Raw genomic sequence first — 17,000 nt, 5'->3', positions numbered from 1 at the left:
AATGATCATCCGACACCCGAAAAAGAACCTCGCCGCCGTCGCCGTCAGCGACGTGCCCGCGCCGACCCACAGCCCCCGCGCCAGCACCGAGCCGACCTCGGTGCAGCGCGCGGCCCCCGCCCGCCCGGTGGACACCCTTGGCACCCAGAACCGTCGGCTGATCCGCAACCAGCTCTACGACCAGATCGATCCATTGAAGGCCGCTGCCCTCGGCCGCGATGCCCTGCGCCAGCAGGTCGAGTCGGTGATCCGTAAGATCTGCGACGACAGCCGCCTGCAGTTGTCCCGCCAGGAAGAACAGGCGGTCGGCGAGGAAATGCTCAACGAGATGGTCGGCATCGGCCCGATCCAGCCGCTGCTGGGCGACGACTCGGTGAACGACATCCTGGTCAACGGCGCCGGGCAGGTGTTTGTCGAACGCTACGGCAAGCTGGAGCTGTCGCCGATCACCTTCATCGACGAAGAACACGTGTTCAACACCGCCCAGCGCATCGCCGCAGCGGTGGGCCGGCGCATCGACGAAACGCACCCGATGGTCGATGCCCGGCTGGCCGATGGCAGCCGGGTGAACGTCATCACCTACCCGCTGGCGATCGACGGCACCACCATCTCGATCCGTAAGTTCATGCGCCGCAACATGTCCCTGGACATCCTCGCCGAGCGGGGCGCGCTGTCCTTCGAAATGGCCGAGGTGCTCAAGCGCGGCATGCTGGCCAAGCTCAATATCGTGGTTTCCGGCGGTACCGGCGCGGGCAAGACCACCCTGCTCAACGCCCTGTCGCAGAACATCAGCGACGAGGACCGGGTGATCACCATCGAAGACGCCGCCGAGTTGCAACTGCAACAGCGTCACGTGGTGCGCCTGGAAACCCGCCCGGTCAGCGCCGAAGGCACCGGCAAGGTCGACCAGCGCGACCTGGTGCGCAACGCCCTGCGGATGCGCCCGGACCGCATCATCCTCGGCGAGGTTCGCGGCGGCGAAAGCTTCGACATGCTCCAGGCGATGAACACCGGCCACGACGGCTCGCTCTGCACTGTCCACGCCAACACCCCGCGGGACGCCATCATGCGTCTGGAAAACATGGTGATGATGGCGGGCATGCAACTGCCGCTGGAGGCCATCCGCCGACAGATCGCCAGTGCCGTGAACCTGATCGTCCAGGTCGAGCGGATGCGCGACGGTGGTCGCCGCATCGTCTCCATCACCGAGGTCTGCGGTATGGAAAACGACGTGATCCAGACCCAGGAACTGTACGGCTTCACCACCAGCAGCGTGGATGCCGACGGGCGCCTGGTCGGCCAGTTCAACGCCAGCGGCCAGCGCCCGCAGTTCTACACCCGGCACGCCCACCTGTTCACGGGAGGCCAGTGAATGGACGCGCTGCTCGATCTGTTCACCCTGCTGGTGTTCCTCTGCGTGCTGCTGGGCTTCTTCGCGGTCCGTAGCCTGAGCCGCAAACGCCAGCGCGCCGAGGCCCAGGCCGAACGGTTGACTGCGCTCAAGGCCGGTTTCGTCGCGGCGCATCCGGGCGCGGCCCTGGCCCTGGAGCAAAACGCCGACCTGCTGCGTGGCCAGGACGCCCCAGCCTGTACCCGCTGGCCGCTGCTGGGCGCGCCGCTCGGGCGTCTGTGGCTGGGTACCCGCAGCCTCGGCTGGCACGGCACCTTGCGTTCACGCCTTGGCCTGCTGGCCGTCGCCAGCCTGATCGTCGGCGTGGTACTGGGCCGGCAGATGCCGTGGCCGTGGCTGTACGGCAGCCTGCTGGCGGTGCTGACCTTCGTCGGCGTTGCCGCAGTGATCTATCGCAACGCGATGAACCGCTACCTGCACGACCTCAAGCTGAGCCTGCCGCAGGCGATCGATGCAATCACCCGCGCGGCCCGCGCCGGGGTGCCGGTGAGCAACGCCTTCACCCTGGTGGCGCAGAACATCAGCGGACCGCTGTCGGTGGAGTTCGCCGAGATCGACAACTGGCTGCGCCTCGGCCTGCCGCTGCGCCAGGTGATGCAGGACTCGGCCAACCGCATTCCGCTCAATGAATACCGCTTCTTCGCGGTGATCCTGATCATCAACCAGGAAGCCGGCGGACGCCTCGGCGAAACCCTCGATCGTCTCTCTGCGACCCTGCGCGAACGCCAGGAGCTGCACCTCAAGGTGCAGGCCAAGACCTCCGAGGCCCGCGCCTCGGCCAAGATCGTCGCGGCACTGGTGCCTTGCGCGCTGGGCTACATGTACCTGAACTCACCGCGCGACTTCCAGTTCCTGCTCAACGACCCGACCGGCAACAACGTGCTGTTCTACGCCTTCGGCAGCGTGACGCTGGGCCTGGTCATCACCCACCTGATGGTACGGAAGATCGCATGAACAGCTTGCTCCAGGATCCGTTCATCCAGGCCGCGCTCGGCCTGCTCTGCTGTGGCCTTGGCATCGGCCTGATCGGCCTGTATCGCCAGCAGCGCCAGCCGGTGCTGCACGAACGCCTCAACCGCCGTGCGGCCAGCAGCCCCACCAGCGGCAGCGCCGACATCCTCCGCGACCAGGGCCTGCAATCACCGCCGCGTCTGCTCGCCATGCTGCAAGCCGTGGCCCGGGTTGGCGAACAGGCCGCCGGCAGCCCGCGTGACCGCGACAAGCTCGGCGTTCTGCTGGCCATGGCCGGCCTGCGCCAGCGCGAGGCCCTCGGCCTGCTGGTGGCCGGCAAGTACCTGCTCGGCCTGCTGCTGGTGGCGCTGGTGATGGCGCTGATGGAACCGGGCAAACGCTTTGGCCTGAACGGCGTCGCCGCGTCGCTGGTGGCCTTGTTCGTCGGCGGGCTGATCCCCGAACTGTGGCTGAAATGGCGCGCCGCCCGCCGCGGTGGCCGGCTGGCCCGCAGTCTGCCAGACGCCCTCGACCTGATGGTGATCTGCGCCGAAGCCGGCCTGCCGCTGGGCCGCGTGCTGCAAGTGGTGGCCAAGGAACTGGCGCTGTCGGCGCCGGAGATGGCCGACGAATTGCGCTACACCTGCGCCGAACTGCAGATCCTCGCCGACCGTCCGCGCGCCCTGCTCAACCTCGCCGAACGTACCGGCGTCAGCGGCATCGACAGCATGGTTTCGACCCTGATCCAGGCCGAGCGTTACGGCACGCCGCTGTCCCAGGCGCTGCGGACGATTTCCGACGAGAGCCGCAAGACCCTGATCCTCACCCTGGAAGAGCGCGCCGGCAAACTTCCGGCCCAGCTCAGCGTGCCGCTGATGACCCTGATCCTGCCGCCGATCATCGCGATGATGGGTGCGCCGGCGCTGGTGCGCATCGTCCGCCTGCTGTCCAACTGAACCTATCGACTGCCCTTTTCGAGTGACCGCCATGCCCCGCTCCCTGACCACCTTGACCCTCCTGGCCCTGCTCACCCTCAGCGGTTGCAGCAGCCTCGGTTCGGCCCTGCCCGGCGGCGCCCCGACGCTGTCAGGCAAGGAAAACCGCGAAGCGCTGAAACTGGCCCGGGTACTGCGCGACAACGGCCGCCTGGAAGGCGCGTTCGAGGTCTACCAGCGACTCGACCAGCGCAGCCCGCTCACCGGTGCCTACCTGCTGGAGTACGCCAGCGTCGCCGCCGCCGTACGCCCGCCGCGCGATGCCTGGGCGCTGTACGACCGCGCCCGCCAGCAAAGCGACCTCGCCGCCCTCGACCCGGCCCAGCGTCAGGCCCTGTGCGGTGGACTGGGCCGCGCCGCGCTGGCCCTGGGTAACGCCAGCAGCGCCGAACAGAACTTCAGTTGCGCGTTGAAGGTGCAAGGCGAACACAGCCAGCGCGCGCAACTGCTCAACGGCCTCGGCGTGGCGCAGACCCTGCTCGGCCAGCGCCCTGCGGCGCGCGAGTCGTTCCAGCAAGCCCTGGCGCTGGAACCCGGTTACAGCCCGGCGACCAATAACCTGGCCCTGAGCTGGCTGGCCGACGGCGAGCGCAGCAAGGCCATCGGCCTGCTCAACGGTGCGCGGCAGAGCGGCGAAGTCGCCCTGCAACTGAACCTGGCCCTGGCCTGGGTGCTGGACGGCCACGACGACACCGCCCTGCGCATCCTTGAGGAAAACCTGGAGCCGCAGTACGCCCAGGACATCCTCGAGCGCTTCCGCGCCACCCGCGAGCGCATCGTCAACGGCGCGCCGGTCGACAGCGAACTGCTCGCCGCCAGCCAGCAACCCCTGAAACTGGCCAGCCAGGACTGATTGTCGATGAGAGCGTCGATGAAACTGCTCGTTGCCCTGCGTCGCTTGCGCGGCGCCGATGACGGTGTCACTGCGGTGGAAACCGCGTTCATCCTGCCGGTGCTGCTGTTCGGCCTGATGATGCTGTTCGAACTGGCGCACATGGCCCTGGTCATCGGCGCCGGCAACCTGGCGCTGGAACATGCCGTGCAGCGCCTGCGGGAAATGCCGGATTACTACCGGCTCGGCGCCAGCGACCTGCAGCAGCGGCTGGCCGAAAGCATGCAGGCGCGCAGCTTCGGGCTGATCGAGGCGGGCGAACTGAAGGTCGATGTGCTGCCGTTCGACAACCTGCGCCGCTATGGCGAATCGCGCCCGGGCGCCAGCGCCTCAAGCAGCGCCAGCGAGACGGGCAGCGACGGTGAAGCCACGGTTGAAACGCCGCTGGACACCGTGTTTTCGCCACCGATCCTCAGCGTCACGGTGGACCTCAAGCAGGACTACATGACCGTCTTCCCGGGCCTGTTCGGCCTCGGCGACGGCTACCAGTACCAATACCGTCACCTCCTCGGCAACTTGCCCAGCGACCCGGACAACGAGGACAGCCAATGAAGCGCAAGCAATCTCAGCGTGGCAGTGCCTTGCTGGAAACAGTACTGGTGTTCCCGGTGCTGATCGGCGTCACCCTGCTCGCCGCCGACCTCTACAACCTGCATCAGGCACGCAGCTACATGGAACAGTCGGCGCACACCATCGCCTCGGTGCTCGGGGTGCAAAGCACCCTCGACAACAATGGCCTGCAAGCTTTGGTCGAGCGCGCCACCAGCATGAACCGCACACCGGTCGAACTGATCATCAGCAAGGTCGAAAGCGACCGCAGCATGAACTGGCGACCGCTGTATCGCGGCGAGGCTCAGGGCGTGTGTGAACGGCACAGTGCCGGCTCGCGCTTTACCGGCGAATTCCCCGATGCGCTGCGCGCCGATGACGAACAGACCCTGACCAGCGTGCCCACAGTGGTGGTGCAGGTGTGCGCCAGCGTCGATGCCCTGGCCCTGAGCTACGCCTTGCTGGGCAGCGACAAGATCGAAGTCCAGGCCATCAGCCGCCTGCAACACGGCACGCCGACCCTGGACGACGTCCTGACCCGCGAACTCGACCCACAGGAAGACGAATGAGCCAGACCGTCCCTCAGGCGCGAGGGCTGAAACGCCTGGCGTACTTGCTGCTGGCCTGGGCCAGCCTCGGCATGGCGGTGCTCGGCGCCATCCTGCCGGGGCTGCCTTGCACCGAGTTCGTTCTGCTTAGCGCGTGGGCTGCATCACGCAGTTCCCCGCGCCTGAGCCGCTGGCTGGAACAGCACCGCCTGTTCGGTCCGCTGCTGCGCGACTGGCAGGCGGGCGGGTTTATCAGCCGGCGGAGCAAAGTGGTCGCCAGCGTGGCGATGCTGCTGTGCCTGGGATTGCTGCTGTGGCACCAGCCGCCGTTGTGGCTGTTGTTGTGCGCAGGCGGCGGGATGGGCTGCGGGGCGGTGTTTATCTGGTCGCGGCCGGAGCGGGGTTAGAGGGCCACCTCCCAAGGGTTCGGCGCCCCGCCAAACTCGCGCCTACAGAGGCGACGTGCCGCGGACCTTGTAGGAGCGAGCTTGCTCGCGATGCCCCCACCCTTAAGCAATCTTAATGATGCGCCAATTGCCGCGAACAAGAACGATTCTTATCTTTGTCGCCACCCTCGGCCGAGGCACCTCCGGCCCGCTCACTGCGCAGGAACCCGTCCCGCCATGCCCGCTTTCCCCCGCTTCGCAACCCGCCTCCGTCACTTCGCCCGGCAACAACAGGGGGCCGTAGCGCCCTTTGCGATTCTGGTGCTCGGCGGTGCGCTGATGGCCACCGCCTATGTCATCGACCAGAGCCGCGCCCTGGAAAACACCGCCCAGCTCAAGCGCGCCACCGACGCCGCAGCCATGGCCGTGGGCAATCAACGCCTGCTCGATGACCGCCTCAGCCAGCAGCAGATGCAGCAACTGGCAACGAGCATGGTGCAGGCCAACCTCGGCACCGACCTGGCCCTGCGCAAGCAGGTCGCTGGCGACGCCATCAATATCACCCAGGAGCGCGACGGCGAAGGCGTGGTGCGCCTGACCGTCAGCGCCGCCTACAGCGCCGAGTCGCAACTGCTGCAAGCACCCACGCAACGCATGCAGGTCAGTTCCACGGTGGAGGTGGTCAATCGGCCGGTGGAAGTTGCTCTGGTAATCCCCAACACCCTCAGCGAACAGGCCCGGGACCTTGCAGCCTTGCGTCGTCTGGTCCGCGAGTTCGCCGAGCAGGTGCTGGGCGCCCGCCCCGACGGTCAGACCTGGATTTCCCTGGTGCCCTACAGCCAGTCGGTGAATGTCTACAGCAGCGAAGACAGCGGACGCATCCGTCGCTGGGCCGCGCCTGGTGCGCTGACCCCGGTGGAACTGCGCTCGCTGTTCCGCACCGGCTACAGCGGCCTCGCCGACCAGCGCATTCCCGACCGCCGCGCCAACCTGCTGTGCGTTTACCGCGGCCTCAGCCTGGGCCAGAACTACTACTGGGACCAGCCGCCGTCCGGGCAATTCAAGATCCATTACCGCCACGACCTGCCGGAGAACGGCAGCCCCGGCGCGCCGGCAATTTCCTGGACCGGCCCCAACCCCGACTTCGGCCAGGCCAGCGGGGTCAACGACATCCGCTGGATGGTCGCCGACCGTGGCTGTCCGGCCGCCGCCCTGCTGCCGCTGACCCGCGACATGACCCGCATCGAGCGCCGCGTACAGGAGTTCTCGACCCGCTTCAACACCAACTACGCCATCGCCATGGGCTGGGCCGCCGCCAGCCTCTCGCCGCAAATGCGCGGGTCCGCCGGCTGGGGCGACAGCCGCCTGCCACTGGACTTCAACGCCGACCGCCAGGGCGACAACGTGAAGATCGTGGTCATGCTGGCCAACACCAGCGGTAACTGGTTCGACACCGACTCGTACAACGCCGAGGTCGGCCAGGCCATCGACGGCGAAAACTCCACGGTGTCGTCCAACGACATTGCCGGCCGGCGCTTCATGAGCCTGTGCAACAGCTTCGTCGCCCGTGGCCTGAAGTTTCATTTCCTCGGGGTTCGCCCCGGTGACCCCAACGACTTCGGCCGCCGCCTCTTCGACCGGGTCGCCGGCCCCGGTCTGCGGGTCTGCGCCCAGGACGGCAGCATGACCTTCGCCAATGCCGAGAACTTCGGCGACGGCGAAGCCCAGCTACGCAGTCTGCTTCGCGACATCGCCAACAAGATCAAGCACGAACGCTTCGTGCGCCTGATCGACTGACCGCCCCTCTTTCCGCTTCCCGACAAGGACACGCCATGAGCAACCGCAAGCCCCACACCAGCCTGGCACTGGCCCTCGAACCGAGGATGATGTTCGACGCCGCCGCGGTGACCACCGCGGTGCAGACCGCCGACCAGGCCGATGCCCAGCAGACCGCGGCCAGCCATGCGCCGAGCCTGAGCGCCGAGGCAACGCAGGTCACCCATACCGTGACCGAAGGCGCGGTGAGCGGCAGCCCGCTGTTCAGCAATGTGTTGGCCGACACCAACGACAGCGGCCAGCACTTCAACAACCTGCGCATCACCCTCAACAGCAGCGGCAGCCATGAGGCCCTGCTGATCGACGGCACGCAGATCCTGCTCGACGGCCCCCCGAGCGGCGAGACAGCGGACAAGTTCTACAGCTACACCGTCAGCAGCACCGGTGGCACGACCACCATCGACATCAATTTCCATTCCAGCCTCGCCAACAGCGCCTCCGACGTCAAGGCGCTGGTGGAAGGCATCCGCTACCAGACCCTCGACGGCACCCCGGAAAACGGCAGCCGCACCATCAGCCTGACCCAGTTCAGCGATATCAACGACGGCGGCGAAGGCGGCGACAGCACCGCGCTGAACATCAGCGCGACGGTCAACCTGATCAGCGGGGTTAACCGCGCGCCGGTGCTGGAGCGCGACAACCCGCTGGACCTGGCGCAGTCCCTGACCACCAGCGGTATCACCCTGAAAGAGGCGATCTACAGCGGCGACGGCAAGTTCCTCTATGCCGCCGCCGACAACGGCCGGCTGCTGGTCTATGGCATCGATGCCAAGGGCATGCTCAGCCTGGTGCAGAACCTCGCCGCGCCCAGCGGGATGACCGAACTGGTGGATGTCGCCCTGAGCAAGGACGGCAAATTCCTCTACAGCGCCAGCAGCGACACTATCCATACCTTCCAGGTGGCGGCGGACGGCACCCTCAGCCGCATCCAGGGCACCAGCGTCGGCAACCTGCGCGGGCTGGCGCTGTCGGACGATGGCAAGCAGGTCTACTTCACCACCCTGTACGGCGGCCTCGAAGTGCGCAGCCGCGACGCGCTGACCGGCGCCATCGCCACCAGCGCCCTGCAGACCCTCAATGAAGGCACGCTGCAGTCGGGCCGGGCCAAGCTGGTGCAGAGCATCGGCGACTATGTCTACGTGGTGCTCGACCCGGACTCGTTCGTCGCCCGCGACACCCTGACGATTCTCAAGCGCGGCAGCAACGATAGCCTGTCGGTGGTCGATCAGGGCTGGGCCTACACCACCGACGGTAGCTTCGATGGCACCACCGACCACAGCCTGGCAGCCAGCGCCGATGGCCGTTTCATCTACCTGGGCGACAGCGAGCAAGGGGTAATTCAGGTCTATCAACTGGGCAACGACGGCCTGTTACGCATCGACAGCATCGCCCTTGCAGAGGTCAACGGCCTGACCCTCAGCGCCAACGGCAGCCAGCTCTACGCCACCAGCGCCGACGGCACCTTGCACCAGTATCAGGTCAACACCAGCAGCGGCCTGCTCAGCGAAACCGGCAGCCAGAGCGTGACCGGCGCCAAGGCGGTGGTCGCCAGCCCCGACGGCCAGTCGATGCTGGTGGCCGGCAGCGGAGTCAGCCGCTTCACCAGCGTGCGCACCTACCTCAGCGCCAGTGACCTGGTGATCGGCCAGGGCCTGAAACTCAGCGACAGCAACGCCGATGTACTGGCCTCCGGCGCCGGCGACTACAGCGGCATGCGCATCACCCTCGAACGGGTCGGCGGCGCCAATGCCGCTGACCAGTTCGCCTTCGCCGCCGGCAACGGTGTCAGCCTCAATGGCGAAGCCTTGATGCGCAACGGCGTGGAAATCGGTCGTTTCGTGCAGAGCGGCGGCCAGTTGACCCTGAGCATCAGCGCCGCGCTGACCCGCGCCGAAGCCAATGCCCTACTGCAACAGGTGATCTATCGCAATACCAGCGACAGCGGCCAGGTGGAACTGCGTCTGGTGGCCAACGACGGCCAACTGGACAGCAGCGAACAGCGCGTCAGCCTGATGATCACTGTCAACAGCGCCCCGCAACTGAGCGCCACCACAGTGGTCAACCCGACCTACGACACCTACGGCACCCTGGTGAAACTGTTCAAGGACGCCCAGGTCAACACCGGCGAGGCCGGCCAGAGCATCAGCAGCCTGACCCTGACCCTCGCCGGCGTGGCCGGCGCCAGTAACGAATTCGTGCTGGTGGACAACACCGCCATCGCCCTCGGCCAATCCGCCAGCGGCACCCTGGCCAACGGCATGACGTACACCTACAGCGTCGACGGCGACGACGCGACGCTGGTGTTGAGCAGCGCCGCCGGCCTTGCGCCTTCGGCTCTGCAAACCCTGGTCAACGGCATCAGCTACCGCAACGACAATCCGGTGGCCGTCAGCGGCCAGCGCAGCGTCACCCTTTCCAGCGTGCAGGACAACGGCGGCAGCGGCGGCGGTGGCAGCGACACCAGCACCCTGCAGATCAGCAGCAGCCTGACCGTGAAGACCGGCACCGCGCCGACGGTAACCGAACAGGTGGACCCACAGGCCGACCTGTTCTACCTGAACGGCCAATTGAGCGGGTACAGCGAATACGTCACCGCCGTCCAGGTCAGCCCCGACGGCAAGACCCTGTTGTTGTCCGGCACCACCGGCAGCAACGGTGGCGGCATCAGCTACCTGCGGGTCTACGCCCGGGATGGCGCCAGCGGCGCCTTGAGCCTGGTACAGAGTTTCACCCAGGGCGCCAGCGACGACCCGGCCACCAGCGCGATCGAGGTGGATGGCCTGAACCGCATCACCTCGCTGACCACTTCCGGCGACGGCCTGTCGGTCTACGTTGCCGGTTTCGACAGTGCCAAGGGCTACGCCACCCTGCTGCGCTTCAGCCGCGATGCAGGCACCGGCCTGCTCAGCTACGCCGGTGTCGCCGCCACACAGAACGACATCATCCGCGAGCAAACCGACACCCAGGCCCTTGTCCGTCTGGACGGCATGCTCACGGAAATCGTCATCAGTGCCGATGGCAAATCGCTCTACACCATCAACGGTATGAACTCCGCCTTCCAGAGCACCGGCAAGGCGGCGATCGGCATCTACACCCGTGATCCGGACAGCGGGGCCCTGACCTACCTGGGGAGCTATTACGACACCGCGCAGATGCCACGCCCCAGTTCGATCGCGCTGACGGCCGACGGCACCTCGGTGTACATCGGCAATGCCAGCAACAACAGCATGACCGTACTGGCCCGGGACCCGGCAACCGGCCTGCTGACCTTTGTCGAGCGCATCACCGCGGCCAGCATTGCCGCCGATGCCAACAGCGCCGCCCAGCCAACCGGTGACAACGCCACCCGCTACCTGTATGCCACCGATGTGGTGGTGTCGGCGGACGGCCGCTCGGTCTACCTGAACTCCAACGACACGGCCTACCTCACCAGTTTCAGCCGCGACCCGGCCACCGGCAAAGTGACCTTCACCGGCTACATCAACACCCACGACCTGCTGGCCGCCACTGCCATGCGCAACATGGTCCTGTCGCCCGACGGCAGCACGCTCTACGTCGCCACCAACGGCCGCTCGCTGATGGTGTTCAACCGTGACAGCGCAACCGGGCTGCTGACCTTCGACAGCAACATCAGCGGCCTGACCAAGAACAGCGCCTTCCTGGCCGTCAGCCCGGACGGCCAGAACATCTACAGTGGCGTTGCGCTGATCAACAGCGGCCTGGAAATCTTCTCTGCGCGCTACAACGTGCACTGGAACGAAAACACCCCGACCCACGTCGCCGCCGGCATGCAGTTGAGTGACGTCGACTACGAGGCGCTCGGCAGCTACCAGGGCCTGGTCATCACCCTCGCCCGCACCACCAGCGCCAACGCCGCCGACCGTTTCGACTTCAGCGCCGGCAATGGCCTGAGCCTCGACGGCCAGCGCATCCTGCTCGATGGTCAGCAAGTGGCGACTTTCGTGCAAAGCGCCGGCACCCTCACCGTGACCCTGACCGCTGCGGTCAACGGCCAGGTCACCAACCAGATTCTTCACCAGTTGAACTACGTCGCCGGGCCCACCGCCACGGACAAGCAACTGAACCTGACCATTCGCTTCAACGACGGCGTCAAGCAGACCGAGCGTCCAATCGTCGTGCTGGTCAACCACGCGCCACAACTGAGCGAACCCTTCGCCGCGCTGCAACCGATCGAAATCGGCCAGGCCCTGCAGATCACCCTGCCCCTCGACCGTTTCAGTGACAGCGATGGTGACGCCCTGACCTTTACCCTCGACGGCCTGCCCGCCGGCCTGGTGTTCGACCCGCTGACGGGCGAACTGAGCGGCAGCCCTGCCGACGGCACCGTCGGTGTGTACAGGCTGACCTTCACCGCCACCGACGCCCGTGGCGCGCAACAGGTCATCAGCCTCGAACTGGAAGTGCAGGCCCAGCCTGACCAGCGGCCGAGCCTCGGCGGTTCCAGCACCGACCTGGAACTGGTAGAGACCATCGATAACATCGACTACGACTACCGCGCCCTGCTCGCCTCCCGCGACACCCTGCTCAGCAGCGACGGCAAGTACCTCTACGTGGTCAGCGACGGCACCGACTGGGCCGGCGAAAGCACGCCGCACCTGATCGTGTTCAGCCGTGATGACCAGGGCAACCTGACCTTCCTGCAAACCCTCGGTAGCGACAGCGCCAGCCTCACCGGCGCCGAGAAGCTGCTGGTGTCCGCCGACCAGCAATGGCTCTACGTGCTGACTCGCAACGACAGCGACGGCAACGTCCTGGTGTTCTCGCGCAACAGCGACAGCGGCCAGTTGCAACTGGCGTCGAGCTTCTCCAGCAGCGGCCTGGGGGATTTTTCCAGCATCGAGGACATCGTCCAGCAAGGTGACAACCTGTACCTGGCCACCAGCGCCGGCATCCTCCAACTGCGCCAGGCCGCAGACGGCAGCCTCAGCCAGCAGGCGCTCTTCGCCACCTTGCCGGGCCTGGAAAACCCCAGCCACCTGCTGCTGAGCAGCGACGGCCAATACCTGTTGGCCAGCAGCCTGGGCGCCAGCGACTTGCTGGTCAGCCTGCGCATCGGCAGCGACGGCAGCCTCACCGAAGTGGCGCGCGCCGGCCTTGGCGACGGCACCACCCTGCACTCGCTCACCGCCATGACCCAGAGCGCCGATGGTCGCTTCATCTACGCCATCGACCGGGTGGACCAGAGCAACGTCCAGTTGCGCATCCTCGCCCTCGGCAGCGACGGCAACCTGCAACTGCTCGCCAGCCGGGCGGTGGCCAACGACGCCGTTGACCTGGCCCTGAGTGCCGATGGCAGCGCGTTGTTCATCGCTGGCGGCAAGACCCTGACCGGCTACGCCCGCAACAGCAACGGGCTGCTCAACGGCGAGGGTCGCCGCTACGGCAATGACGAAAGCGGCCTGAACGAGCTGACCGGCCTCAGCCTCAGTGCCGATGGCAAGAGCCTCTACCTGGTAGGCGGCAACAACGACGGTGGCAAGCTCTACACCCTGCAACCGGGCCTCACCGGCCTGACCTTCACCGAAGGCGACGGCGCAGTAGCGCTGTTGCCCTCGGCCACTGTCAGCGACCTGCAACTGGACACACTGGGCGACTACAACGGCGCCTCGGTGGAAATCGCCCGCCAGGGCGGTGCCTCCGCCGATGACCTGTTCGGCTTCAGCGAAGGCAACGGCTTTAGCCTGGTCAACGGCGAGCTCTTCAAGGACGGCACGGTCATCGCCACGCTACTGCAACAAGGCGGCAAGCTGACCCTGACCTTCACCGCTACGGTCAGCCAGGCCGATGCCCAGCAGGTGCTGCGTCAACTCGACTACCGCAACGTCAGCCAGGACCCGACCCGTGACGGCGCCCAGGTAAAAATGCAGATGGTCTTCCTCGACGGCGATGGTAACCGCGCGGCGCAGAACATCGGTGTGACCCTGGTCGCCATCAACGACCCCGCAATCCTCGACAGCACCCCGTTGAACCCGACCCTGATCGACCTCGGCGTGCCGGTGAAGCTGTTCGACAAGACCAGCATCGACACCATCGAAGCGGAGCAACTCGTACAGCGGATCATCCTGACTCTGGATGCGACCAAGCAGCATGACGTGATCGTGGTCGGCGACCAGAAGATCTACCTCGACAGCGAAGGCTTCGGCACTCTGCGCGACAACCTGCAATACCAGGTGCGCTACGAGAATGGCACGACCATCCTGACTCTCTTTGCCATGAAACCGGCCGCTGAAGCCGCCGCATTGATCGACAGCCTGGCCTTCTACAACAGCGGCAGCGATAACAGCGGCAGCCGCCAGATCAACCTGGCGATCGACGAATACGTCGAATACGGCGTCCAGGGCGAAACCCTCACCACGCTGGCCAGCGCGGTCACGGTGACCTTCGGGCCGGCGGCGACAAACACCGCGCCGGTGGTGGAAAACAAGGGCGCGGCGGTGCTCTATCGCGAACGCGAGAGTGCCGTGGCACTGGCACCGTCCGCCACCCTGCGCGACGCCCAGATGGACGCCCTCAACGGCGGTCTGGGCAACTACCAGGGCAGCACGCTGGAAGTGACCTTGCTCAACGTCAAAGCCGGCGACACCCTGGGCTTCCAGGAAGGCAACGGTCTGAAGGTGGTGGATGGCAAATTGCTCAAGGGCAACGTGGTCATCGGCAGCGTGGAGAGTGGCAACGGCAAGGTCACCGTGCGCTTCAACGATGATGCCGGGACCATTCCGACCACGGAGGACGTCAATAACGTCCTGCACCAGCTCACCTACGCCAGCACCAGCCACAGCCCGGATGAAGTGCAGCGCTTCACGGTCAGCCTGAGCGACGGTCGCCTGGCCTCGGTGGTGCTGGAAGTACAGATCAAAACCGAATTGTTCAATGACACGCCAGTGGTGGAGGATCATCCCCTGCTGTCCCTCGGCGACTTCAGCGTGACCCGCACCACCGCCAGCCTCGCCGGTCTCGGCGAACTGAGCGGCGCGGCCCTGAGTGCCGACGGCAAGCTGCTCTACCTGGCGGACGCCAAAGGCCACCTGGCCCTGTTCAGTCTTGGCGCCGATGGCCAGGTGACGCTGGTCAGCAACCTGGCGCTGGCCGACGGCTTGACCAGCATCCAGCGCATCAGCCTGAGCAGCGACGGCAAGAACCTCTACGTGTCGGCCAACAACAACGCCCAGTTGCGGGTCTACCAGCGCGATGCCCTGGGTGCGCTGAGCCTGGTGCAAGTGGTGACCACCACCGACGAGATGAACAACGAGATTACCCAGTTCAAGGACCTCGACCTGTCCGCCGACGGCAAGCTGGCGTATGTGGTCGGTGAGTACACCATTGCGGTGTTCAACCGTGGCAGCGACGGCAGCCTGACCCTCAATCGCATCCTGCCCACCTCCGCCTTCGGCGAGCCGTGGCTCTGGCAGCCGTCCGCCCTCAGCGTGCGCGGTGACTACCTGATCGTCACTACCGAGTTCCAAAGGAACGCGGGGGTGATCGTCTATAGCCGCAACAGCAATGGCGAACTGACCCTGGTGACCAACCTGAGCAACGGCGAGGTCGACGCCAACGGGGTGGCAATCACCTTCAAAATCGAACAACTGCAAGTCAGCAGCGATGGCAAGACCCTGTACATCGCCGACGCCAACGGGGTGCAGCGCCTCACCCTCGATACTGCCGGAAAGACCCTGAAAGTCACCGAAACCCTGGCGCTGAAAGACATCAGCGGCCTGCGGCTGTCCGGCGATGGCCGGCTGCTCTACATCAGCCAGGCCGACGGCACGGTGCAGCGCTACAGCACGGTGGAAGGTTTGCAGGCGGCGGGCTCGCTGGCCGCCCTGAACAGCGCCGGGCAACTGCTGCTTGGCAGCGATGGCCGCGCGCTGGTGCTCGGCGACGGGCTGGCGGTGCTGAAAGCCGCCGGCACGGCCGATCCACTGTACAACCGCAGCGGCCAGCCAGTGGCCCTGGCCCCCACCCTGCGCCTGAGCGACTACGAACTGGACGCCGGCAATAACGGTCAGGGCAACTACCAGGGCGCCAGCCTGACCATCCGTCGCGAGTTCGACGGCTCGTCTGCCGACCAGTTCGGCCTGATCGAGGGTAATGGCTTCAGCCTCAAGGACGGCAAGGTGCTGTTCAACGGCGTCGAAGTGGCGCAGCTGGAATCGGCCGGCGGGCAGATGACCCTGAGCATCGACGCCGCGCTTACCACCGCACAGGTCAACAACCTGTTGCGCCAGCTGTCGTTCGCCAACAGCACGGGCAGCGGCGACGAAACCATCAGCCTGATCATCCAGCTCAATGACGGGCAGTCGGACAGTGCGACCTATAGCAGCGGTCTGCGGCTGACCGGGACGGCGGGGACTGTTGATCCCGTGGAGCCTGTTGATCCGGTTGATCCGGTTGACCCAGTGGACCCTGTTGATCCCGTGGACCCGGTCGACCCGGTGGACCCTGTTGATCCCGTGGACCCAGTCGACCCAGTGGACCCTGTTGATCCCGTGGACCCAGTCGACCCAGTGGACCCTGTTGATCCCGTGGACCCGGTCGACCCTGTGGACCCCGTTGATCCGGTGGACCCGGTCGACCCAGTAGATCCAGTGGACCCGGTCGAACCTGTAACCCCCGTCATACCGCCTGTGGTCGACAGGGTCACGCCCGTAGTGCTCCAACAGGGCGACAGTGACCAGGACTGGCCACAACCTGCCGGACAGAGCGGTGCGGGCATCGGTTTGCCGGCAGCAGCGGTTCAACAGCAGGCCCCGGCCAGCGCCGAACAGGTACTGCAACAAACCGAGGAAAGCCGGACCGCCTTCACCGAGGAAAGCCAGGCCATCGCCCGCCTGCCGGAGCCGGACGACCTGCCCGAGCCCGACGACCTGAATACCGTCGCCAGCACGGTCATTACCCTGGATCCGCTGGTGATCGGCAGCGCCGCCGTTCCCCCCGAGATCAATGTGCAGGCCGGCGTCGATGGCGTGGTACAGCTTCCAACGGGGTTGCTGCCAGGCCGCGGCGGTCAGACCCAGGTCAGCCTGCGTCTGGCCAACGGCCTCGACCTGCCGGGCTGGATCCGCTTCGACCCGCGCAGCGGCGAGCTGCGGGTCGATAACCGGCAACTGGCGCGCTTCGGCCAGCTGGAGCTGATGCTGCGCGGGCTGGATGCCCAGGGGCAGCAGGCGTCGATCAAGGTGCAGCTCAGCGCCGAAGGGCAGCACCAGCAAGCTGCCTTGCCTGGTAGCCAGTCGCTGAGCCAGATGCTGGCTGCGCTGTAAGCACCCGGAGGCCGATTCGCGGCCTCATCGCCGGCAAGCCGGCTCCCACAGGTATTGCATGCACCGCACCTTGTGGGAGCAGGCTTGCCGGCGATGAGGCCCGAACCCACACCACCGGCTCCCCGACCTTAAGCAATCTTAATGAACCCGC

General features: G+C 66.3%; 9 protein-coding genes. All 9 read left to right on the top strand.

The window, feature by feature from the left end:
- The first annotated feature begins 1 nt into the window (after nt 1).
- The 9 genes from DM374_RS12855 (at nt 2) to DM374_RS34075 (ending at nt 16,849) form a co-directional block, all read left to right on the top strand.
- Nucleotides 2–1,372: a CpaF family protein gene (locus DM374_RS12855; RefSeq protein ID WP_110970163.1), complete on the top strand. Its 1,371-nt coding sequence runs from the start codon at nt 2–4 to the stop codon at nt 1,370–1,372.
- Nucleotides 1,373–2,365 carry a type II secretion system F family protein gene (locus DM374_RS12850; protein ID WP_110970162.1) on the top strand — a complete coding sequence of 331 codons (993 nt, stop codon included), beginning with the start codon at nt 1,373–1,375 and terminating at the stop codon, nt 2,363–2,365.
- Entirely contained in the window at nt 2,362–3,318 is a 957-nt protein-coding gene (locus tag DM374_RS12845) for a type II secretion system F family protein (protein ID WP_110970161.1), read from the top strand. The genes DM374_RS12850 and DM374_RS12845 overlap by 4 nt, the downstream gene beginning before the upstream one ends.
- Before the next feature lie 31 nt (nt 3,319–3,349).
- Entirely contained in the window at nt 3,350–4,210 is an 861-nt protein-coding gene (locus DM374_RS12840) for a tetratricopeptide repeat protein (RefSeq protein WP_110970160.1), read from the top strand.
- 18 nt (nt 4,211–4,228) lie between these two features.
- Entirely contained in the window at nt 4,229–4,801 is a 573-nt protein-coding gene (locus DM374_RS12835) for a TadE/TadG family type IV pilus assembly protein (RefSeq protein WP_110970159.1), read from the top strand.
- Complete coding sequence (locus tag DM374_RS12830; RefSeq protein ID WP_110970158.1) at nt 4,798–5,367, top strand: TadE/TadG family type IV pilus assembly protein; 570 nt, start codon at nt 4,798–4,800, stop codon at nt 5,365–5,367. Before DM374_RS12835 ends, DM374_RS12830 begins: the two co-directional genes overlap by 4 nt.
- Entirely contained in the window at nt 5,364–5,753 is a 390-nt protein-coding gene (locus tag DM374_RS12825) for a YbaN family protein (RefSeq protein WP_110970157.1), read from the top strand. Before DM374_RS12830 ends, DM374_RS12825 begins: the two co-directional genes overlap by 4 nt.
- A 216-nt stretch (nt 5,754–5,969) precedes the next feature.
- The gene (locus DM374_RS12820; RefSeq protein ID WP_110970156.1) at nt 5,970–7,529 is read left to right on the top strand and encodes a TadE/TadG family type IV pilus assembly protein; all 1,560 of its coding nucleotides are present in this window, start codon (nt 5,970–5,972) and stop codon (nt 7,527–7,529) included.
- A gap of 35 nt (nt 7,530–7,564) precedes the next feature.
- Nucleotides 7,565–16,849, top strand: a complete 9,285-nt coding sequence (locus DM374_RS34075; RefSeq protein WP_110970155.1) for a beta-propeller fold lactonase family protein — start codon at nt 7,565–7,567, stop codon at nt 16,847–16,849.
- Nucleotides 16,850–17,000: the final 151 nt, after the last annotated feature.

This window comes from Pseudomonas huaxiensis, assembly GCF_003231275.1.
GTDB lineage: Bacteria > Pseudomonadota > Gammaproteobacteria > Pseudomonadales > Pseudomonadaceae > Aquipseudomonas > Aquipseudomonas huaxiensis.
Note: the sequence above shows the minus strand (reverse complement) of the source record. Positions and strands in the feature narration are given on the sequence as shown.